Origin of the sequence: Acidovorax sp. 56, assembly GCF_002749705.1 — a bacterium.
GTDB lineage: Bacteria > Pseudomonadota > Gammaproteobacteria > Burkholderiales > Burkholderiaceae_C > Acidovorax.
Genome location: NZ_PEEV01000001.1, coordinates 4,428,102 through 4,448,644, shown reverse-complemented (window position 1 = coordinate 4,448,644; position 20,543 = coordinate 4,428,102). Strand labels below are relative to the sequence as shown.

General features: G+C 59.1%; 19 protein-coding genes. 9 read left to right on the top strand and 10 right to left on the bottom strand.

Annotated features, from left to right (window positions below; genetic code table 11):
* Nucleotides 1–40 precede the first annotated feature (40 nt).
* Nucleotides 41–1,357: a hemolysin family protein gene (locus tag CLU88_RS19755; RefSeq protein ID WP_099658061.1), complete on the top strand. Its 1,317-nt coding sequence runs from the start codon at nt 41–43 to the stop codon at nt 1,355–1,357.
* Nucleotides 1,358–1,392: 35 nt separating this feature from the next.
* Here the strand turns inward: CLU88_RS19755 and CLU88_RS19750 are convergent, their stop codons facing one another.
* Entirely contained in the window at nt 1,393–2,079 is a 687-nt protein-coding gene (locus CLU88_RS19750; protein WP_099658060.1) for a lytic transglycosylase domain-containing protein, read from the bottom strand.
* A gap of 2 nt (nt 2,080–2,081) precedes the next feature.
* Complete coding sequence (locus CLU88_RS19745) at nt 2,082–3,824, bottom strand: proline--tRNA ligase (RefSeq protein WP_099658059.1); 1,743 nt, start codon at nt 3,822–3,824, stop codon at nt 2,082–2,084.
* 91 nt (nt 3,825–3,915) lie between these two features.
* Here CLU88_RS19745 and CLU88_RS19740 point away from each other — a divergent pair, with 91 nt between their 5' ends.
* The gene (locus CLU88_RS19740; protein WP_099658058.1) at nt 3,916–4,611 is read left to right on the top strand and encodes an RNA pyrophosphohydrolase; all 696 of its coding nucleotides are present in this window, start codon (nt 3,916–3,918) and stop codon (nt 4,609–4,611) included.
* Between the two features lie 128 nt (nt 4,612–4,739).
* On the opposite strand, the gene proB is transcribed toward CLU88_RS19740, so the two are convergent.
* The 4 genes from proB to rplU form a co-directional block, all read right to left on the bottom strand.
* Complete coding sequence (gene proB / locus CLU88_RS19735; RefSeq protein WP_099658057.1) at nt 4,740–5,879, bottom strand: glutamate 5-kinase; 1,140 nt, start codon at nt 5,877–5,879, stop codon at nt 4,740–4,742.
* Between the two features lie 67 nt (nt 5,880–5,946).
* Entirely contained in the window at nt 5,947–7,017 is a 1,071-nt protein-coding gene (gene cgtA, locus CLU88_RS19730; protein ID WP_099658056.1) for an Obg family GTPase CgtA, read from the bottom strand.
* A 251-nt stretch (nt 7,018–7,268) separates the two neighbouring features.
* A complete protein-coding gene (rpmA, locus tag CLU88_RS19725; RefSeq protein ID WP_026437555.1) occupies nt 7,269–7,526 on the bottom strand; it encodes a 50S ribosomal protein L27 in 258 nt (85 codons plus the stop codon).
* Nucleotides 7,527–7,541: 15 nt separating this feature from the next.
* A complete protein-coding gene (gene rplU / locus CLU88_RS19720) occupies nt 7,542–7,853 on the bottom strand; it encodes a 50S ribosomal protein L21 (protein WP_010462012.1) in 312 nt (103 codons plus the stop codon).
* A 207-nt stretch (nt 7,854–8,060) separates the two neighbouring features.
* Between rplU and CLU88_RS19715 the strand changes: the two genes are divergently transcribed.
* The 7 genes from CLU88_RS19715 (at nt 8,061) to CLU88_RS19685 (ending at nt 14,842) form a co-directional block, all read left to right on the top strand.
* A complete protein-coding gene (locus CLU88_RS19715) occupies nt 8,061–8,990 on the top strand; it encodes a polyprenyl synthetase family protein (RefSeq protein ID WP_199173479.1) in 930 nt (309 codons plus the stop codon).
* Nucleotides 8,991–9,267: 277 nt separating this feature from the next.
* A complete protein-coding gene (pilB, locus tag CLU88_RS19710; RefSeq protein WP_099658055.1) occupies nt 9,268–11,001 on the top strand; it encodes a type IV-A pilus assembly ATPase PilB in 1,734 nt (577 codons plus the stop codon).
* Between the two features lie 23 nt (nt 11,002–11,024).
* A complete protein-coding gene (locus CLU88_RS19705) occupies nt 11,025–12,242 on the top strand; it encodes a type II secretion system F family protein (protein WP_099658054.1) in 1,218 nt (405 codons plus the stop codon).
* Nucleotides 12,242–13,114, top strand: a complete 873-nt coding sequence (locus tag CLU88_RS19700; RefSeq protein WP_099658053.1) for an A24 family peptidase — start codon at nt 12,242–12,244, stop codon at nt 13,112–13,114. Before CLU88_RS19705 ends, CLU88_RS19700 begins: the two co-directional genes overlap by 1 nt.
* Nucleotides 13,115–13,116: 2 nt before the next feature.
* Nucleotides 13,117–13,731 carry a dephospho-CoA kinase gene (gene coaE, locus CLU88_RS19695; RefSeq protein ID WP_099658052.1) on the top strand — a complete coding sequence of 205 codons (615 nt, stop codon included), beginning with the start codon at nt 13,117–13,119 and terminating at the stop codon, nt 13,729–13,731.
* A gap of 89 nt (nt 13,732–13,820) precedes the next feature.
* A complete protein-coding gene (gene zapD / locus CLU88_RS19690) occupies nt 13,821–14,576 on the top strand; it encodes a cell division protein ZapD (RefSeq protein WP_099658051.1) in 756 nt (251 codons plus the stop codon).
* 32 nt (nt 14,577–14,608) lie between these two features.
* Nucleotides 14,609–14,842 carry a DNA gyrase inhibitor YacG gene (locus CLU88_RS19685; protein ID WP_099659023.1) on the top strand — a complete coding sequence of 78 codons (234 nt, stop codon included), beginning with the start codon at nt 14,609–14,611 and terminating at the stop codon, nt 14,840–14,842.
* Nucleotides 14,843–14,908: 66 nt separating this feature from the next.
* Here the strand turns inward: CLU88_RS19685 and CLU88_RS19680 are convergent, their stop codons facing one another.
* The 4 genes from CLU88_RS19680 to secA all read right to left on the bottom strand — a co-directional run bounded on the left by CLU88_RS19680 (nt 14,909) and on the right by secA (nt 20,418).
* The gene (locus tag CLU88_RS19680) at nt 14,909–15,316 is read right to left on the bottom strand and encodes an NUDIX domain-containing protein (RefSeq protein ID WP_099658050.1); all 408 of its coding nucleotides are present in this window, start codon (nt 15,314–15,316) and stop codon (nt 14,909–14,911) included.
* Nucleotides 15,317–15,397: 81 nt separating this feature from the next.
* On the bottom strand, nt 15,398–16,264 hold the full coding sequence (locus CLU88_RS19675; protein ID WP_099658049.1) for an ATP-binding protein: 867 nt from the start codon (nt 16,262–16,264) through the stop codon (nt 15,398–15,400).
* A gap of 66 nt (nt 16,265–16,330) precedes the next feature.
* Entirely contained in the window at nt 16,331–17,560 is a 1,230-nt protein-coding gene (argJ, locus tag CLU88_RS19670; protein WP_099658048.1) for a bifunctional glutamate N-acetyltransferase/amino-acid acetyltransferase ArgJ, read from the bottom strand.
* A gap of 98 nt (nt 17,561–17,658) precedes the next feature.
* Nucleotides 17,659–20,418 carry a preprotein translocase subunit SecA gene (gene secA / locus CLU88_RS19665; RefSeq protein WP_099658047.1) on the bottom strand — a complete coding sequence of 920 codons (2,760 nt, stop codon included), beginning with the start codon at nt 20,416–20,418 and terminating at the stop codon, nt 17,659–17,661.
* Nucleotides 20,419–20,543 lie beyond the last annotated feature (125 nt).

The window sequence follows — 20,543 nt, the reverse complement described above, 5'->3', positions numbered from 1 at the left end:
AAGGGCCGGTGTGCCATAGCGCCACGCTCTGTCACCATTCATGACCCAAAGCCTTCTCGTCATCGTGCTGCTGATCGCAGCCAGTGCTTTCTTCTCCATGGCCGAGATCTCGCTGGCCGCAGCGCGGCGCCTGCGCCTGCGCCAGATGGCCGATGAGGGTGACCCCCGTGCGGAGCGGGTGCTGCGCATGCAAGAGCAACCCGGCGACTATTTCACCGTGGTGCAGGTGGGGCAAAACGCCGTGGCCATTCTGGGCGGTATCGTGGGCGAAGGGGCCTTGAGCCCCCACTTCAGCGCACTGTTTGAAGTCTGGATGGCTGAGTCCACCGCGCAGACTGCGGGCTTCATGGTCTCGTTCCTGATCATCACCTCGCTGTTCATTCTGTTTGCCGACCTGTTCCCCAAGCGCCTGGGCATGGCCGAGCCCGAGCGCCTGGCCGTGCGGCTGGCACAGCCCATGGCATGGTGCATGACGCTGCTGCGCCCACTGGTGTGGTTTTACAGCCGGGGGGCCGATGCCTTGTTCAGGCTGCTGGGCCTGTCGTCGCTGCGCGATGAACGCATCACCTCCGATGACATCCTGGCCATGATGGAAGCAGGTGCCCGGGCTGGCGTGCTGGCCGCACGCGAGCAGCAGGTCATCACCAATGTGTTCGAGCTGGACACGCGCACGGTGTCCAGCGCCATGTCACCGCGCGATAGGGTCGCGTTCTTCCTGCGCGACGAGCCCGACTCCGTCATCCGCCTACGCATTGCTGCGGAGCCGTTTTCGACGTACCCCGTGTGCGAAGGCGATATCGACCATGTGGTCGGCTATGTGGACGCCAAGGATTTGTTCCAGCGGGTGCTGAACAACCAGCCGATTTCGCTGGCCGATGACAGCCTGGTGCGCAAGGTGCTCATCGTGCCAGACCGGCTCACGCTGTCTGAAGTGCTGGAGCAGTTCCGGCAGGTGCACGAAGACTTTGCGGTGATCGTGAACGAGTACAGCCTGGTCGTTGGTGTGGTGACGCTGAACGATGTAATGAGCACGGTGATGGGCGACCTGGTGGTGGGCCCTGCCGACGAAGAGCAGATTGTTCAGCGTGACGACAACTCGTGGCTGATTGACGGAGTGACCCCCATCAGCGATGTACTGCGCGTGCTGGCCCTGGACGAGCCGCCCCATGCGGGCGAGTATGAAACCCTGGCGGGCTTTTTGATGGTGATGCTGCGGCGTGTGCCCCGGCGCACGGACAGCGTGACCTGGGGGGGCTTCAAGTTTGAGGTGCTGGACGTGGACAGTTACCGCATCGACCAAGTCATGGTGTCGCGCCAGCCCAGCACGGAAGCGGGCAGCGCACACAGCAACGGCTGAAGATCAGACCATCGCGGTCTGATCCTGCCTGCCCATCAACCAAGAGCGGTCTTGGCGTCCATGACCCAATTGCGCTGGGCCGAGAAAACAGCGTTGGGGTAAGGCGGCTTGCCACGGCTGCCGTTGTAACGCCCCAAGGCCATGAACAAATCGCCCTGCTCCCGGTCAATGTAGTGGCGCAGGATGACGCAGCCAAAACGCAGGTTGGTCTGCATGTGGAACAGCTTGCCTGCATCCCCATCACCGATCACCCGCGTCCAGAACGGCATGACCTGCATGTAGCCCCGGGCCCCCACGCTAGAAACTGCGAACTTGCGGAACGCGCTCTCGACCTGGATCAGGCCCATGACCAGCGATACGTCCAGACCAGCCCGTTTGGACTCGTACCACACGGTTTGCAGGAAGTCGCGGCGCACCTCCCACTCGGGCTTGCGCTTGCGCAGGCGGTCACTCATCGTGCCCAGCCAGCGCAGGTAGCCCAGGCGCGATTCGGTAGAGAAAAACTCTGGCTCCGGGGGAGCCTGGTTGGCAATGGCAGAACTCAAGGCAGTGCGCACAGAATCCATCAAAGGCTCTTCAAGCTGCCCGCCCGCATGGGCCAGGCCTGGCGCAGCCAGCCACCCCACAGGGGCGACAGCCGCCATCAAACAGGCCCGGCGCGACACGCCCAGCGGCCATTCCTTCTGCAAACTCACATCCCCACGCACACCGTCACCCTCCATCGTCATACCGCCATGCGGCCCTTCACATGGGCCCACACGTCTGCCACGGCCACTTTGGTGGCGGCCGCATCGCGGCGGTGCTGGTATTCGACCACACCGTCCTTGAGGCTCTTGTCGCCAATGGTCACGCGGTGTGGAACACCAATCAGTTCCCAATCGGCAAACATGGCGCCAGGGCGCTCACCCCGGTCGTCCAGCAAAACATCCACGCCTTGGGCCAGCATCTCGGCATACAGCTTTTCAGCGGCGGCCTTCACCTCTTCGCTGCGGTCCATGCCAATGGGGCAAATGACCACGGTGAAAGGCGCAATCGCGTCGGGCCAAATGATGCCCCGCTCATCGTGATTTTGCTCAATGGCGGCCGCTGGCAAACGGGTAATACCGATGCCATAGCAACCCATTTCCAGTGGCTGCGGCTTGCCGTTTTCGTCCAGGAAAGTCGCATTCATCGCACGGCTGTACTTGGTGCCCAGATAGAACACATGGCCCACTTCGATACCGCGCTCAATCGCCAGCTCGCCCTTGCCATCCGGCGACAGGTCGCCAGCCACCACGTTACGCAAATCGGCCACCACGTCAGGCTCAGGCAAATCACGCCCCCAGTTCACGCCGGTGATGTGGAAATCCACCTCGTTGGCGCCGCACACCCAGTCGGCCATGGCGGCGACTTCGCGGTCAACCACCAGCTTCAGGGGCTTTTTGAGGCCAATGGGGCCCAGGTAGCCGGGCTTGCAGCCAAAGTGGTCTTCGATCTCGGCCACGGTAGCAAAGCGGAAGTTTTCCAGCCCCGGCACTTTGTTGACCTTGATTTCGTTCATGTCATGATCGCCGCGCAGCAGGAGCAGCCACACCTGGGTTTTGACGATCTCGCCTTGCTCGTTGGTGGTGTCGGTGGCCAGGACCAGCGACTTCACGGTACGCTGCAGGGGCAAGCCCAGCAGGTCGGCCACGTCGGCGCAGGTGCTCTTGCCGGGCGTTGGTGTCTTGGCGAGCGCCTGGGCGGCCGCTGCGCGCGGGCCTTGTGGGGCCAAGGCCTCGGCCTTTTCCATGTTGGCGGCGTAGTCGCTGCCAGGGCAGTACACGATGGCATCTTCGCCTGTGGCGGCAATCACCTGGAATTCTTCGCTCAGGTCCCCACCAATGGCGCCGCTATCGGCCGCCACAGCGCGGTAGGTCAAACCAAAACGGTCAAAAATACGGCGGTACGCGGCAGCCATCACTTGGTAGCTGGCTTTGGCGGACACCTGGTCGCGGTCGAACGAGTACGCGTCCTTCATGATGAACTCGCGGCCACGCATCAAGCCAAAGCGGGGGCGGCGTTCATCGCGGAATTTGGTTTGAATCTGGTAAAAATTCTTCGGCAGTTGCTTGTAGCTGCGCAGTTCCTGCCGCGCAATGTCCGTCACCACCTCTTCACTGGTGGGCTGCACCACAAAGTCACGACCATGGCGGTCGCGGATGCGCAACAGCTCGGGACCCATCTTTTCAAAACGCCCCGTTTCCTGCCAAAGCTCAGCCGGCTGGATCACCGGCATAGCGCACTCCACCGCCCCTGCCCGGTTCATCTCCTCGCGCACAATCGCTTCAACCTTGCGGATCACCCGCAGACCCATAGGCATGTAGTTGTAGATGCCTGCGCCCAGCTTCTTGATCAGCCCCGCCCGCATCATGAGTTTGTGACTGACCACTTCGGCGTCGGCCGGAGCTTCCTTGAGGGTGGAGATAAAGAATTGAGAGGCTTTCATCGGAGCGATTTCAGTCTATTCAGACCGGTCCTCTTGTCGGCCGCATAGCGCCGTGCATAATGGACACAGTTTAAAAAATTGGGGTTCGATTATGCTTGACCGGGACGGCTTTCGGCCGAACGTCGGCATCATCCTGCTCAACCAAAAGAACCAAGTGTTCTGGGGCAAGCGGATCCGCACCCACAGCTGGCAGTTTCCACAAGGCGGCATTGACCGGGGCGAAACCCCTGAGCAAGCCATGTTTCGGGAATTGCACGAAGAGGTGGGATTATTGCCCAACCATGTGCGCTTGGTTGCCCGCACAAGGGATTGGTTGCGCTATGAGGTGCCTGACCGGTACATCCGCCGCGATGCGCGCGGACACTACAAGGGCCAGAAACAAATCTGGTATTTGCTACAACTCGTGGGACACGACTGGGACTTGAACCTGCGCGCCACCAACCACCCGGAGTTTGACGCATGGCGTTGGAACGACTACTGGGTGCCACTGGATGTCGTGGTGGAGTTCAAGCGGGGCGTCTATGAAATGGCGCTGACCGAGTTGGCCCGCTTCCTGCCCCGGCACGACCAACGCAATCGCTACCTGCGCAGCGGAATGCGGGCACGGGATCCGGAACAGGCCGCGCCAACGATGTTCAGAACGGGCTCACTGTTGCTGCACCCTGGCATGGAATTGCCGCCCGGCGCGAGCTTCGATCCCGATCCGCAAAACAGCATGCCAGCAGAGCTGGAGGCCATTCCGCCCTTGGCAATGGCCGTGGCACCATCAAAGTCTCAGCCCAGTTGAGAGCGGGAAGCACACCTTCACCGACCAAGAGCCAAACAGACGCCAGACAGACAAAAGGCCGCCCCCGGAGATTCTTCGGGGGCGGCCTTTTGCATGTAACCCACAATTCGCTTGAACCCTTGCGAAATTCAGACTGCGGACAAAACCAAGTTATCGCGATGCACCATCTCCGCCTCCGCGGTGTAACCTAGCAACCGCTCAAATTCGGTGGACGGCTTGCGACACAGCAATCGGGCCTCCGCCGCCGCATAGTTGGCCAGACCCCTGGCAATCTCCATGCCCGCAGGGTCTCGCACAGCGATCACATCACCCCGGGAAAAATCACCCTCCACACTGGTCATGCCAATGGGCAGCAGACTTTTCCCCTCCTCCCGCAACTTGGAAGCGGCGCCTGCATCCACCAACACCGCCCCACGCAATTGCAGGTGATCGGCCATCCACTGCTTGCGCGCCTGCGTCTTTTGGGTTTGGGCTACCAACAAAGTGCCCAGAGCATCGCCACCCGCGAGCCTCAGCAAGACGTCCGGCTCCCTCCCCCAGGCAATCACGGTCGAGGCCCCCGACCCTGCGGCGCGCTTGGCCGCCAGAATCTTGGTAATCATGCCCCCCTTGCCAATGCTCGACCCGGCCCCGCCCGCCATCGCTTCGAGCGCAAGGTCACCGGCTTTGGCTTCGTGCACAAACTGTGCGGCGGGATCACGGCGCGGGTCTGCGGTGTACAAACCCTTTTGATCGGTCAAGATGACCAGGGCATCGGCCTCCACCAGATTGGCCACCAGCGCACCCAGCGTGTCATTGTCACCAAACTTGATTTCATCGGTGACCACCGTGTCGTTTTCATTGATCACAGGAACCACCCCCAGTCGCAGCAGCGTCAGTAGGGTGGACCGGGCATTCAAATACCGCTCACGGTCAGCCAGGTCGGCATGCGTGAGCAGCACCTGGGCGCTGCCCATGCCTTGCTCACGCAATTTGGTCTCGTACATCTGGGCCAGACCCATTTGCCCAACGGCCGCGGCAGCCTGTAACTCGTGGATCTCTTGCGGGCGCGACGCCCAGCCCAGACGCTTCATTCCCTCGGCAATAGCCCCACTCGACACCATCACCACCTCGCGCGGCGCGCCCCCCTCGCCACGCACCAAAGCCGCAAGCTGGCGACTCCATTCGCCAATGGCCGCTTCATCCAGGCCCCGCCCCTCGTTCGTCACCAAGCTGGAGCCTACCTTGACCACGATGCGGCGAGCATCACGCAATACGCTAGAAACCATGTTGAAGGTCTTTTTATCCGTAAGCGCTTAATCTATAAGCGCAGCAAGCTACAAAATTTATAGCAAATCAGGACGACGCATCATCCGCAAAACGAGGATCGACTTCCACCGGGGTGTTTTCGACCATCTGCTCCGCCTTGACGTGGCGATAGATCGCATGGATCAAAGGCTCGCAACCCTCTCGCGTCAGCGCAGAAATCTCGAACACCGGGCCCTTCCATTTGAAGCGCTTCACAAAGTCCTTGACTCGCGCCTTGCGCTCCTCCGTCGGCACCATGTCGAGCTTGTTCAATACGAGCCAACGGGGCTTGTCGTAGAGCTGCGCATCGTATTTCTTGAGTTCACCCACAATGGCCTTGGCCTGGGCCACGGGATCCACCGCATCATCGAACGGCGCCAGATCCACAACGTGCAGCAACAAACGGGTGCGCTGCAAGTGGCGCAAGAACTGATGCCCCAGCCCCGCCCCCTCCGAGGCCCCCTCGATCAAGCCGGGGATGTCAGCAACCACAAAACTCTGCTCAGGCCCCACGCGGACGACACCCAGGTTCGGGTGCAAGGTCGTGAAGGGGTAATCCGCAATCTTGGGGCGTGCGTTGGAGACTGCAGTGATGAAGGTCGACTTGCCAGCGTTAGGCATCCCCAACAGCCCCACATCTGCCAGAACCTTCAACTCCAGCTTGAGATTTTTCTTTTCGCCGGGCCAGCCTGGCGTTTTCTGGCGTGGCGCACGGTTGATGGCGCTTTTGAAACGCATATTCCCAAAACCGCCATCCCCGCCTTTGGCGATGGTGATCACTTCACCCGGATTGAGCAATTCATAAAGCACTTCGCCCGTTTCCGCATCCGTGATGATGGTCCCGACAGGCATCTTCAGGGTGATGTCATCCCCCGCCGCGCCAAACATGTCCGAGCCCATACCATGCTCGCCCCGCTTGGCATCATGCCGGCGTGAGTAACGGAAATCCACCAACGTATTCAGGTTGGGATCCGCCACAGCGAAAACATGCCCACCGCGCCCACCATCGCCTCCATTGGGCCCGCCGAATTCCTTGTATTTTTCGTGGCGAAATGACACACAGCCATTGCCACCATCGCCTGCGGCAATGTCAATATAGGCTTCATCGACGAACTTCATGGGATATCCAGTTTACAAAAGAGGCTAGGTGCGATTGACCTTCCTACACAAAGAAGATCCAGGCCCCACCCCATCACCACAGAAAGGGCAAGGCCAGAGACATACCAACAGCCAAAAGATGCGCAACATCCAACCCCCAAGGGGCCGACCGCATCAGCGAATCGCGCATCTTGCCAGAACAGCCAAATGCGAAAACAAAAAACGACAAAGCCCCGACAGTGCGGGGCTTTGTCTTCAACCAGAAGCTAAGCTCAGGCTGGGGTCACATTGACTGTGTGCTTGGACAGTGCACCCTTGGTGCCGAACGAGACATGCCCGTCAACCAATGCAAACAGAGTGTGGTCCTTGCCCACACCGACGTTGCTGCCGGGGTGGAAACGGGTACCGCGCTGACGCACGATGATGGAACCAGCGCTGATTAATTCACCGCCGAAGGCCTTGACACCCAGCATCTTTGGCTTGGAATCACGACCGTTTCGCGTAGAGCCGCCGCCTTTTTTCTGTGCCATGACATTGACTCCTGATTAAGCAGCAATCGCACCGATTTGCAGCTCAGTGAACTGCTGGCGATGGCCTTGGCGTTTTTGATAGTGCTTGCGACGGCGCATCTTGAAGATGTGCACTTTGTCGTGCTTGCCGTGCGCCACAACAGTGGCTTTCACGGTTGCGCCGGACACCAGGGGTGTGCCGATCTTCAATTCTGCGCCGTTGCCGACGGCCAGAACTTGATCGATCACAATTTCCTGGCCTACGTCCGCAGCAATCTGTTCTACTTTAATTTTTTCGCCGGAAGCAACGCGATACTGCTTGCCGCCGGTTTTTATGACCGCGTACATGTGAGCCTCTTTGAATTGAGTTCTGCAGACCTATTTCTGCAGAGCCCTAGATTATGCCATAGACCACAAAAAGTATCACCCTCGCCACAAAGCCGCCGCGCGCGAGTCCAGCCATTCCTATAATTCAGGGCACTCTCGGTAGCCGCCATCTTGACTGATAACACCCCCACCACCACAAGCGCCCCCCTCTCACTGGTTGCAGAGGACATGCGAGAAGTTGATCGAGTTATTGGACAGCGATTGACGTCCACGGTGCCTCTGGTGGGACAAATCTCACAGTACATCATTGCTGCAGGCGGCAAGCGCCTGCGGCCAGCGTTGTTGCTGATGGTGTGCAGGGCACTGAACTACCAAGGTCGACACAGCCACACTTTGGCAGCCGTGGTGGAGCTCATCCATACCGCCACTCTATTGCATGACGACGTGGTGGATGCATCCACCCTGCGCAGAGGACGCGCCACCGCCAACGAAACCTTCGGCAACCCTGCCAGTGTGCTGGTCGGTGACTTCCTGCACACCCGGTCATTCCAGATGATGGTTGAAACAGGCAGCATGCGGGTGATGGAGATTCTCTCCGAGGCGACCAACATCATTGCGGAGGGCGAAGTCCTGCAATTGATGAACATGCACGACGCATCACTGACTGAAACCGACTACCTAAAAGTCATCCGCTCCAAGACAGCCAAGCTGTTCGAGGCCAGCGCACGCCTGGGTGCGGTTCTGGCCGAAAGCACGACACAGATTGAGGAGGCCTGCGCCACTTATGGACAAGCGCTAGGCACCGCGTTCCAAATTATTGATGACGTCCTCGACTACGACGGCAATGCCTCAGAGATGGGTAAAAATTTGGGCGATGATCTGCGCGAGGGCAAAGCCACCCTTCCGTTGATTGCAGCCATGGCACGCGGCACGCAAGAACAAGCCCAAACCATCCGCCACGCCATTGAACAAGGCTCAACAGAGCAACTGGCCGCCATCATCGACATCGTCAAACAAACAGGTGCTCTACAGGTCGCACGCCAAGCAGCCTCCGATGAAGCCCACCGCGCCATTGCGGCAATTGCCACATTGCCACCAACACCGCACTCCGACGGTATGCGCGCCCTAGCAAATCAACTGACCGAGCGCCGGGCTTAATAAAGAAGGGCGCGCACGAGGACAACCCACGGCCTCCGCATCCCCTCAAAGCACGCAGTCGCCAGCGCGCGGATCTGCCCGTCCCATCACAAGAGAGGGATGCGCAAATTGCCGACAAGGCCTAAACTGAGTTCTCACATTTCAACGGCACAACTCACTCCAGCCAGGCGACACACCACCGTTGCGGTAGAGCCACCAACACAGCCCCCCATACAGCCCAAAACCGGTGGGCGATGATAGGATGAGCTGCTGCTCACATTAATGGTCTATTGGTTACATGGCTGCTGTTGACACCGCTCCTAAAGACGCTTCTGCAATTGCTCTTCCCGGGTTGGGACGGGCACTCATGTCTGCGGGCAAGTTGGCACAAAAAGCCGCAGAGGAAATTTACCAAAAGTCACAAAATAATCGCACCAGCTTTATTGCCGAACTGACCGGCTCCGGTGTCGTTTCTGCGTCAGATCTGGCGCACACGGTTTCTGCAGTTTTTGGTGCTCCTCTGCTGGACTTGGAGGCTATTGACCCCCAACGACTGCCTAAAGACCTGCTAGATGCAAAAATCTGCCAGTCTTACAAGGTCGTGGTTCTCAGCAAGAGAAACAATCGACTGATTGTCGCTACCGCGGACCCCACTGATCAGGAGGCTGCAGAAAAAATCAAGTTCACAACCCAAATGGGAGTGGACTGGATCATTGCCGAATACGACAAGCTCAATCGCTTGGTCGAAACGAGCACAAAGTCCACGACGGAGTCGATGGAGAGCCTGACCAGCGGTGAATTCGATTTTGACGAATCGGTTACGGAAGAGGTTCCGGAATCAATCGATGCAGGCGCCAATGAGGTCGAAGACGCTCCTGTCGTTAAGTTCTTGCACAAAATGCTGCTCGATGCATTCAATATGCGGGCATCCGATTTGCACTTTGAACCCTACGAGCACCAGTACCGCGTACGCTTCCGTGTTGACGGGGAGCTCAAGGAAATTTCGTCGCCCCCCATTGCGATCAAAGATAAACTCGCTTCCCGTATCAAAGTGATATCTCGCATGGATATCTCCGAAAAGCGAGTACCTCAAGACGGGAAAATGAAGCTCAAGGTGGGGCCGGACCGTGTGATTGACTTCCGGGTCAGCACCTTGCCCACTTTGTTTGGCGAGAAAATCGTGATCCGTATCCTGGACCCCAGCAGTGCCAAGCTGGGCATTGATGCGCTGGGCTATGAGCCAGAGGAAAAAGAGCGTCTCCTGTCTGCAATTGGTCGCCCTTATGGAATGATTTTGGTGACAGGCCCCACAGGCTCTGGAAAAACGGTGTCTCTGTATACCTGCCTGAACCTGCTCAACAAACCGGGCGTCAACATTGCAACGGCGGAAGACCCTTCTGAAATCAATCTTCCAGGGGTCAATCAGGTCAATGTGAACGACAAGGCAGGCCTCACTTTTGCGGTGGCCTTGAAATCTTTCCTGCGTCAAGATCCGGACATCATCATGGTGGGTGAAATTCGAGACCTGGAAACCGCTGATATTTCCATCAAAGCAGCCCAAACAGGTCACTTGGTTTTATCCACACTGCACACCAACGATGCCCCCACGACATTGACGCGGATGCGCAATATGGGCATTGCACCCTTCAATATTGCATCGAGCGTGATTTTGATTACTGCACAACGTCTGGCTAGACGTTTGTGCAACGTCTGCAAGGCCCCTGCGGATGTACCCCATGAAGCCTTGGTGGAGGCCGGATACACGGAGGAAGAGCTCGATGGATCCTGGATCACCTACAAACCCGTGGGCTGCTCCGCGTGCAATAACGGATACAAAGGGCGCGTAGGCATTTACCAAGTCATGCCCATCTCTGAAGAAATTCAGCGCATTATCTTGCGCGATGGAAGCGCCCTCGAAATTGCAGAACAAGCACGCAACGAGGGCGTTCGATCCTTGCGCGCATCAGGCCTCTACAAGGCCAAACTCGGCCTCACTTCGCTGGAAGAAGTGCTCGCCGTGACCAATGAATAACAGACAGATAGACAGGGAACAGCATGGCAACCGCAGCATCGAGGGACATCAAAGAGTTTGTCTTTGAATGGGAAGGCAAGGATCGCGCAGGCAAGGTGGTGCGCGGGGAGATTCGGGCTGTCGGCGAAAACCAAGTTCAGGCCACGCTGCGCCGACAAGGCGTTTTTCCGACCAAAATCAAGAAGAGGCGTACCCGTTCCGGCAAGAAAATCAAGCCCAAAGACATTGCACTCTTCACCCGGCAATTGGCCACCATGATGAAGGCCGGTGTTCCACTACTGCAGTCTTTTGACATTGTCGGGCGTGGCAACACCAACGCCAGCGTGACCAAACTGTTGAATGACATTCGTACCGATGTTGAGACCGGCACCTCATTGAACGCCGCGTTTCGCAAGCACCCCATGTACTTCGACAGCCTGTATTGCAACTTGGTGGAAGCCGGGGAAGCGGCAGGTATTCTTGAAGCGCTGCTGGACCGGCTTGCGACTTATATGGAAAAGACAGAGGCCATCAAATCCAAGATCAAATCAGCCTTGATGTATCCGATCTCGGTGGTCATTGTTGCCTTTGTGGTGGTGACTGTGATCATGATTTTCGTGATCCCCGCATTCAAAGAGGTTTTTTCATCTTTTGGCGCCGATTTACCCGCACCCACACTGTTTGTAATGGCGATCAGCGAGGTGTTTGTCAAATGGTGGTGGTTGATTTTCACCATCATCGGCGGCGGGTTCTATTTTTTCATGCAGGCTTGGAAGCGCAGTGAAAAAATGCAGAAATTCATGGACCGTTTTCTGCTCAAGATACCTATTTTTGGCGCATTGATTGACAAGTCCTGCGTGGCCCGCTGGACGCGGACCTTGGCCACCATGTTTGCAGCGGGTGTTCCACTGGTGGAAGCGCTTGATTCCGTCGGCGGCGCCTCTGGCAACTCGGTGTACTCCACAGCGACCGAGAAAATTCAGCAAGAAGTCTCCACCGGCACCAGCCTCACCGTCGCCATGGACAACGCCAAGGTATTTCCCTCCATGGTGATCCAGATGTGCGCCATTGGTGAGGAATCTGGCTCCATTGACCACATGCTCGGCAAAGCCGCAGACTTCTACGAGGCCGAAGTGGACGAAATGGTGGCAGGCCTCTCTAGCCTGATGGAACCCATCATCATCGTATTCCTGGGCGGCCTGATTGGCGGCATCGTGATATCGATGTACCTGCCCATTTTCAAACTGGGTCAGGTCGTTTGATGGCGCTGGAATCTTTGCCAGCCTCAGGGCTGGCTGCGCTGTTTGGGCTTCTCATTGGCAGCTTCTTGAACGTTGTCATTTATCGACTGCCCAAAATGATGGAGCGGCAATGGGCTGCAGAGTCAGCAGCCTTTCAGGCCGAGCAGGCTGGCAGTGACGCGGAACCATCGCCACAGGAGCCCTTCAACTTGATGGTTCCCCGGTCACGGTGCCCCTCCTGTGGTCATCTCGTGGCGTGGTACGAGAACATTCCCGTTGTCAGCTACCTCTTTTTGCGCGGCAAGTGCTCTGAATGCAGCACCCACATCAGCCCCCGGTATCCGCTGGTGGAACTGCTCACAGGCGGGCTGTTCTTTTGGTGCGTGCAGCACTGGGGACCGACGCCTACCGGTTTGGCTTGGTGCGGTTTCTCCGCTGTTTTGGTCGCACTGGCTTTTATCGATTGGGATACGACGCTGTTGCCGGATGACTTGACTTTGCCATTGCTTTGGGCGGGGCTGCTGGTGTCGGTATTGCAGTGGACCCAAGTGCCACTGGCGTCCTCGGTGATGGGCGCTGCGGCAGGCTATCTCTCGCTGTGGCTGGTGTATTGGGCATTCAAGCTGGCAACGGGCAAAGAAGGCATGGGGTACGGGGATTTCAAACTGTTCGCCGCCCTCGGCGCATGGTTTGGGTGGGAGGGCCTAGTGCCCATCATTTTGATGTCGTCGGTCATCGGTGCCATCGTGGGCATTGGCATGAAGGTCTTCAGCAGCCTGCGCGAAGGTGGGTATGTGCCCTTCGGGCCCTTTCTGGTGGGGGCTGGCCTCACCGCGATGATCGCTGGGCCCAAAGCCATACTGGACACCGTGTTGCGTGGATTTGGGCTCTGAAGATGGGGCGATCCGCTCGCCATATCGGACTGACAGGTGGCATTGGCAGCGGCAAGACCACGTTCGGCCTGCTGCTCCAGATCCATGGCGCGGCCATCATTGACTCTGATCAGATCGCCAGACAAGTCACAGGCCCCCGTGGCGATGCGATGGATGCCATAGCCCAAACCTTTGGGCGGGAGTATCTGGACGAGACGGGAGCGCTGGACCGCGCACGCATGCGCCAACTGGCCTACAGCACACCCCAAGCCAAGTCTGCACTGGAAGCCATCGTTCACCCTCTTGTCAGTCTGCACAGCAGCCAGCAAGCGCAAGCCGCAGAGGCCTCAGGGGCTCGCGTCATCGTGTTTGATGTCCCTCTGCTGGTGGAGTCTGGCCGATGGGCCCAAAGACTGGATGCGATCGTTGTGGTGGATTGCCCAGAGCACCTGCAGATACAGCGCGTGATGGCACGAAACGGGCTGGAGCGCGCCACGGTAGAGTCGATCCTGGCAGCCCAGGCCCCTCGGCGCATTCGACGGGCTTCGGCCGATATCGTGATCGACAATGGCGATAATTGCGCGCTTGCCGACTTGCAACAGTTGGCCACAGAAACAGCCGCACTGTTCGGGCTATGATGCGCCTCAATCCCTAGAAGCACTGGCCAGCCCGTTCTTCCCCGACATCAGCGCCAGGCCCATTTCACTGCGCCCAGGAACCTGCCAGCGTGATCCTCTACGAATACCCTTTCAACGAACGACTCAGAACCTACCTCCGACTGGAGCAGTTGTTCCGTCGGCTGGGGGAGTTGATCCCCAGAGCACACCCGCTGGATCACCATTTTGCGCTGGTCACCGTCTTTGAAATCATGGACGTGGCGGCCCGCGCCGATCTCAAATCGGATGTTCTCAAGGACATTGAAAAGCACAAGCACCAGCTCGACGGCTACCGGGGCAACCCCTCCATCTCGGAAGCGGCCCTGGATGCAGTGATCGCACAGCTGGACCGCTGCTTCACCGCACTCAACACGCAATCGGGCAAGGCAGGGCATGCGCTGACGGAAAACGACTGGCTGATGAGCATTCGCAGTCGCGTAGGCATCCCCGGTGGCACCTGCGGATTTGACCTTCCGGCGTACTACGCCTGGCAACACAAAGATGCAACCGTTCGCCAAGAGGCGCTGCAAAACTGGGCCTCTACCCTGGCGCCGCTGGCCGAGTCCATCTACGTGTTGCTCAAGCTGTTGCGCGACTCTGGCGTACCGCAAAAAGTGGCCGCTGAGCGCGGCCAATTTCAGCAAAACCTCCCAGCGGGCCGCACCTTCCAGCTGCTGCGGCTTCGCATCGACCCAGCTTTGGAGCTGATCCCTGAAATCAGCGGGAACCGTTTGATCGTGTCAGTGCGGCTGATGAAGCAAGGTGCCGACGAACGCCTGCATGCGTGCACCGACGATGCGGCGTTCGAATTGACGCTGTGCGCGTGAGCGCCAAGCCGCCCCTATTGGAAACGCACGACATGGCTGCCAACACCCCGCCAAACACCGCCCCTCAGCCCTCTGCCACACGCACCGTGGTGTGCCCGACCTGCGGCGGAGACAGCCTCTACAGCCCCGCCAATCGGTACCGCCCCTTCTGTGGCGAGCGCTGCAAACAGATTGACCTGGGCGCTTGGGCCAGTGAAGACTTCCGCATGCCCACCGAAGCCCCACCGCCGGATGCGCAATACGGCGATCCTCGGGTAGAGCACTGAATTTCATACCAAATAGCCTCTAGCGCCCATCAACAAAGCGCAAGAAGCTATCAATTCAGGAGCAAATTAACCGAGTTGCTCCTGCTCCAGCCAGTCCAACACCGGGTACGCACCCGGCAGCACAGGGTCCACGGTCAGTGGAAATTGCTGCCAAGCCATGGCCTGGCCCTCGCGCATCTCAAAGGCGCCCGTCCATTCGCGCACCTTGCACCAGTGCAGGCGCACCAAAGCGTGCGGGTAGTCGTGCTCGGTCACCTTCCAGACCTGGGCTGGGCCGATGGTGATGCCCAACTCTTCTTCCAGCTCGCGGCGCAGGGCCTGTTCCACGGTCTCGCCGGCCTCCAGCTTGCCCCCCGGAAACTCCCAGTACCCCGCATAAGGCTTGCCCGGTGGGCGGGTCGATAGCAGCATGGCGCCATCGCTGCGCAGCAAGATGCCAACCGCCACTTCGGTGTGTTTGCGTGTCTCACTCATCTTGGCTCGCCTCGACGTTCGTTGGGAACATGGCACCACGCCGACTGGCAGGCACTGCGAAGCGGCCCAGAAGAATGCACCTCATGCCCGCCCCGCATAGTCGCGCGCAAACTGGTAGGCCACGCGCCCGCTGCGCGAGCCACGCTCCAGCGCCCACACCAGCGCCTCGGGGCGCGCTGCAGCAATGGCCGCGGCAGACACGCCCAGCGATGCCAGCCACTGGGCAACGATGGTCAGGTACTCTTCCTGGCTGAACGGGTAGAAGCTCACCCACAGACCAAAGCGCTCCGACAGCGAGATCTTCTCTTCCACCACCTCACCGGGGTGCACCTCACCGTCTTCGGTGTGGGTGTAGGTCAGGTTGTCCGCCATGTATTCGGGCAATAGGTGGCGGCGGTTGCTGGTGGCATAGATCAGCACATTGGGCGTGGCCGCCGCCACCGAACCGTCCAGAATCGACTTGAGTGCCTTGTAGCCCGGCTCGCCATCTTCAAAGCTCAGGTCGTCGCAGAACACGATGAATTTCTCGGGCCGCTCAGAGACCACATCCACGATGTCCGGCAAATCCACCAGATCGGCTTTGTCCACCTCGATCAGACGCAGCCCCTGGCTGGCAAAGGCATTCAGGCAAGCCTTGATGAGCGAGGACTTGCCCGTGCCACGGGCTCCAGTCAGCAAGACGTTGTTGGCCGTTTTGCCCTGCACAAACTGCAGCGTATTGCGCTCGATCTTTTCTTTTTGCCCGTCGATTTCCTTCAGGTCCGCCAACTGCATGGCCCCCACATGCCGCACAAGCTCCAGCGTGCCATGCCCGCTGCTGCGCTTGCGGTAACGCCAGGCAATGGCCTGCGCCCAGTCTGGCGCCGACAGCGGCTGCGGCAGCACCGATTCGATGCGGCCGATGAGCTGCTCGGCCCGCTCCATCAACCGTTCAAATTTTTCATTCATATGGGCACCTAGCGCCTGATAGATCAGCGCAGAAAGCTATCAAATCAATAGCAAATCAGTCTCAAATCAAGAACGGTAGTCGGCGTTGATCGTCACGTAGTCGTGGCTGAAGTCGCAGGTCCACACGGTGTCTGATGCCTCACCGCGCCCCAGAACCACCCGCACCGTGATCTCGCTTTGCTTCATCACGCGCTGGCCATCTTCTTCGCGATAAGCGGGGTTGCGCCCACCGCTCACAGCCACGTGCACATCGTCCAGGTACAGGTCGATGCAGGTCTGGTCCAGGTCTGCAATGCCCGCATAGCCCACAGCCGCCAAGATTCGGCCCAGGTTTGGGTCGCTGGCGTAAAAAGCGGTTTTTACCAGTGGCGAATGGGCAATGGCATAGGCCACCTGGCGGCATTCCTCGCCGGTCTTTCCGCCGTCTACCCGCACGGTGATGAACTTGGTCGCCCCCTCACCGTCGCGCACGATGGCCTGGGCCAGCTTTTGGGCCACGCCCAACATGGCGGCCAACAGGGCTTGCCCGTCAGCGCTGTCCAGCGACGTGATCGGTGCATGGGCGGCCTTGTTGGTGGCCACCACCACAAAGGAATCGTTGGTCGAGGTATCGCCGTCAATGGTCACCCGGTTGAACGAGCGGTCTGCCAGATGGCGGGCCAGTTGCTGCACCACCGACGCATCCACGCATGCATCCGTGGCCAAAAAGCCCAGCATGGTCGCCATGTTGGGACGGATCATGCCCGCGCCTTTGCTGATGCCGGTGATCGACACGGTGGCCCCCCCCACCGAGGCCTGTGCACTGAAGGCCTTGGGCAAGGTGTCGGTGGTCATGATGCCTTCTGCCGCGCGGGCCCAGTGGCCTGTCTGCGCATCGGCCAGTGCTGCAGGCAGCCCTGCCTCAATGCGATCGGTGGGCAGTGACTCCATGATCACACCAGTGGAGAAAGGCAGCACTTGCTCGGGGGCCACGTTCAACAAACCTGCCAGTGCCTTGCAGGTAGAGCGGGCACGGGCCAAGCCATCTGCCCCCGTACCAGCATTGGCGTTGCCCGTGTTGATGACCATGGCACGGATCCCTTTGCCAGCGGCCAAATGTTCACGGCTGACCTGCACGGGCGCCGCACAAAAACGGTTTTGCGTGAAGACCCCTGCCACGCTGGCCCCCTCGTCCAGCAAAAACACCGTCAGGTCCTTGCGGTTGGCCTTGCGGACGCCCGCTTCAGTCACGCCGATACGAACGCCTGCAATCGGATGCAGGTCAGCAGCCACAGGGGCCAGAAGATTTACGGGCATAGAGTGCTCTTTCAGAAAAACTGCGGAAGATTATGCGCAAAGGCATGGCATCCAAATGAAAACACGGGCCGCAGCCCGTGTTTCCGTCCTATCAGCGATCAGGCCAGCTTGCCGTGGCACTGCTTGTATTTCTTGCCGCTACCGCAGGGGCATGGGTCGTTGCGGCCCACACGCAGGCCTTCAAAAGCCCCTTCATCACCACCCAGCGCTTGTCCTTCAGGGACGGTCTGGGCTTCCCCAGTTTCAGTGGGGGCGGTATAGGTCACATTGGAGATGTGCTCGGCACGGGCTTCCAGCTGCTGAGCGGCTTCGTCGAGTTGCGCGGGCGACTGCACCTGCACCGTCATCAAAATCTTGGTGACTTCGTTCTTGACGCTGTCGATCAACTGGCGGAACAGCTCGAAGGCTTCGCGCTTGTACTCTTGCTTGGGTTGCTTTTGGGCATAGCCACGCAAATGGATGCCTTGGCGCAGGTAGTCCAAAGAGCTCAAGTGGTCACGCCAGTTGGAGTCAAAGCTCTGCAGCAAGACCGCACGCTCAAACTGGGTGAAGTTCTCACGCCCCACCAACTCCACCTTGGCATCGAAGGCGGCATGGGCCAGCTTGACCACGCGTTCCAGGATTTCTTCGTCGGTGATGGACTCTGATTGGGCAACCATGTCTTGCAACGACACGGCGATTTGCCACTCTTCATTGAGCGCCTTCTCCAGTGCCGGCAGGTCCCACTGTTCTTCGACCGACTCAACAGGCACGTACAAGCGCACCAAGTCGGTCATGGAGTCTTCACGCATGGCAGCAATCACGTCCGCCAGGTCCGATGCGTCCAGAATGTCGTTGCGCTGCTGGTAGATCACCTTGCGCTGGTCATTGGCCACATCGTCGTATTCCAGCAGTTGCTTGCGAATATCAAAGTTGCGGGCTTCCACCTTGCGCTGGGCCGACTCAATGCTGCGGGTCACGATGCCTGCCTCGATGGCCTCACCGTCGGGCATCTTCAGGCGATCCATGATGGACTTGACGCGGTCACCCGCGAAGATGCGCATCAGCGAATCGTCCAGGCTCAGGTAAAAGCGCGACGAGCCAGGGTCACCTTGGCGGCCAGAGCGGCCACGCAGTTGGTTGTCGATACGGCGCGATTCGTGGCGCTCGGTGGCAATGATGCGCAAGCCGCCCAGCGCCTTGATTTTTTCGTGGTCCACCTTCCAGTCGGCGCGCACTTTCTCGATCTGCGCATGGCGGGCGGCTTCGTCCAAAGACTCGTCCGCCTCAATCGCAGAGATGAGCTTTTCAATGTTGCCGCCCAGCACGATGTCGGTACCACGGCCCGCCATGTTGGTGGCGATGGTGATCATGCCCTCGCGCCCGGCCTGGGCCACGATGTCGGCCTCACGGGCATGCTGCTTGGCGTTGAGCACCTGGTGAGGTAAGCCCTCTTTGTTCAAGAGCTCGTCAATGATTTCTGAATTTTCAATCGATGTGGTGCCCACCAGCACCGGCTGGCCTCGCTCATGGCACTCGCGAATGTCTTTGATGGCCGCTTCGTACTTCTCGCGGGTGGTCTTGTACACACGGTCGAGCTGATCATCACGCAGACTCTGCCGATTCGGGGGAATCACCACGGTTTCCAGGCCGTAGATTTCCTGGAACTCGTACGCCTCGGTATCGGCCGTGCCGGTCATGCCCGAGAGCTTGTTGTACAGGCGGAAGTAGTTCTGGAAGGTGATCGACGCCAGGGTCTGGTTTTCAGCCTGGATGTTGACGCCTTCCTTGGCCTCCACAGCCTGGTGCAGGCCATCGCTCCAGCGGCGGCCCGACATCAAACGGCCAGTGAACTCGTCCACGATGACGATTTCACCGTTTTGCACCACGTAGTGCTGGTCGCGGTGATAGAGGTGATTGGCACGCAACGCCGCATACAGGTGGTGCATCAGCGTGATGTTGGCGGGGTCGTACACCGAGGCGCCTTCGGCAATCAGCCCCTGGCTGGCCAAAATGCGTTCGGCCGACTCGTGGCCCTGCTCCGTCAAGAACACCTGGTGGGTTTTCTCATCCAGCGTGAAGTCGCCGGGCTTGGTCACACCCTCGCCTGTGCGCGGATCGGCTTCTCCTTCTTGGCGCACCAGCAGCGGCACTACCTTGTTCATCGCGATGTACATCGCCGTGTGGTCTTCGGCTTGCCCACTGATGATGAGCGGCGTGCGCGCTTCGTCAATCAAGATGGAGTCCACCTCGTCCACGATGGCATAGTTCAAGCCCTGCTGCACACGGTCATGGGCTTCGTACACCATGTTGTCGCGCAGGTAGTCAAACCCGTACTCGTTGTTGGTGCCGTAGGTGATGTCTGCACGGTACGCGGCCTGCTTTTCCTCGCGCGGCATGTTGGGCAGGTTAATGCCCACCGTCAAGCCCAGGAAGTTGTAGAGGCGGCCCATCCACTGGGCATCGCGATTGGCCAGGTAGTCGTTCACGGTGACCACATGAACCCCCTTGCCAGACAAGGCATTGAGGTACACCGGCAGCGTAGCGGTCAGGGTCTTGCCCTCGCCCGTGCGCATTTCAGAGATCTTGCCGTGGTGCAGGGCCATCCCTCCCAGCATCTGCACGTCAAAGTGGCGCATCTTCATCGCGCGCTTGGAGCCTTCGCGCACTACGGCAAAGGCCTCAGGCAATATGGCATCCAGCGATTCGCCTTTGGCTACCCGGTCCTTGAACTCCTGGGTCTTGGCGCGCAATGCGTCGTCAGACAGCTTCTCATACTCAGGCTCCATCTCGTTGATGCGAGCGACCACTTTGCGGTATTGCTTGAGAAGCCGGTCATTGCGGCTGCCGAATATTTTGGTGAGGAAGTTGGTGGCCATGCGAACAGGACCGTTCAACACACCAATGCGGTGCCGTTGAACGACCGAAATCCCTAATAAGAATTGAGTTCAGTTGGGTCCGTCGCTCAAGAATGCAAGCACCCCGAGGCCGAACACAGGACTGG

What these genes read in the sequence shown, in the direction of transcription:
- CLU88_RS19755 (WP_099658061.1), top strand. Translation starts at nt 41, where the DNA reads ATGACCCAAAGCCTTCTCGTCATCGTGCTGCTGATCGCAGCCAGTGCT.
- CLU88_RS19750 (WP_099658060.1), bottom strand. Translation starts at nt 2,079, where the DNA reads ATGGAGGGTGACGGTGTGCGTGGGGATGTGAGTTTGCAGAAGGAATGG.
- CLU88_RS19745 (WP_099658059.1), bottom strand. Translation starts at nt 3,824, where the DNA reads ATGAAAGCCTCTCAATTCTTTATCTCCACCCTCAAGGAAGCTCCGGCC.
- CLU88_RS19740 (WP_099658058.1), top strand. Translation starts at nt 3,916, where the DNA reads ATGCTTGACCGGGACGGCTTTCGGCCGAACGTCGGCATCATCCTGCTC.
- proB (WP_099658057.1), bottom strand. Translation starts at nt 5,879, where the DNA reads ATGGTTTCTAGCGTATTGCGTGATGCTCGCCGCATCGTGGTCAAGGTA.
- cgtA (WP_099658056.1), bottom strand. Translation starts at nt 7,017, where the DNA reads ATGAAGTTCGTCGATGAAGCCTATATTGACATTGCCGCAGGCGATGGT.
- rpmA (WP_026437555.1), bottom strand. Translation starts at nt 7,526, where the DNA reads ATGGCACAGAAAAAAGGCGGCGGCTCTACGCGAAACGGTCGTGATTCC.
- rplU (WP_010462012.1), bottom strand. Translation starts at nt 7,853, where the DNA reads ATGTACGCGGTCATAAAAACCGGCGGCAAGCAGTATCGCGTTGCTTCC.
- CLU88_RS19715 (WP_199173479.1), top strand. Translation starts at nt 8,061, where the DNA reads ATGCGAGAAGTTGATCGAGTTATTGGACAGCGATTGACGTCCACGGTG.
- pilB (WP_099658055.1), top strand. Translation starts at nt 9,268, where the DNA reads ATGGCTGCTGTTGACACCGCTCCTAAAGACGCTTCTGCAATTGCTCTT.
- CLU88_RS19705 (WP_099658054.1), top strand. Translation starts at nt 11,025, where the DNA reads ATGGCAACCGCAGCATCGAGGGACATCAAAGAGTTTGTCTTTGAATGG.
- CLU88_RS19700 (WP_099658053.1), top strand. Translation starts at nt 12,242, where the DNA reads ATGGCGCTGGAATCTTTGCCAGCCTCAGGGCTGGCTGCGCTGTTTGGG.
- coaE (WP_099658052.1), top strand. Translation starts at nt 13,117, where the DNA reads ATGGGGCGATCCGCTCGCCATATCGGACTGACAGGTGGCATTGGCAGC.
- CLU88_RS19685 (WP_099659023.1), top strand. Translation starts at nt 14,609, where the DNA reads ATGGCTGCCAACACCCCGCCAAACACCGCCCCTCAGCCCTCTGCCACA.
- CLU88_RS19680 (WP_099658050.1), bottom strand. Translation starts at nt 15,316, where the DNA reads ATGAGTGAGACACGCAAACACACCGAAGTGGCGGTTGGCATCTTGCTG.
- CLU88_RS19675 (WP_099658049.1), bottom strand. Translation starts at nt 16,264, where the DNA reads ATGAATGAAAAATTTGAACGGTTGATGGAGCGGGCCGAGCAGCTCATC.
- argJ (WP_099658048.1), bottom strand. Translation starts at nt 17,560, where the DNA reads ATGCCCGTAAATCTTCTGGCCCCTGTGGCTGCTGACCTGCATCCGATT.
- secA (WP_099658047.1), bottom strand. Translation starts at nt 20,418, where the DNA reads ATGGCCACCAACTTCCTCACCAAAATATTCGGCAGCCGCAATGACCGG.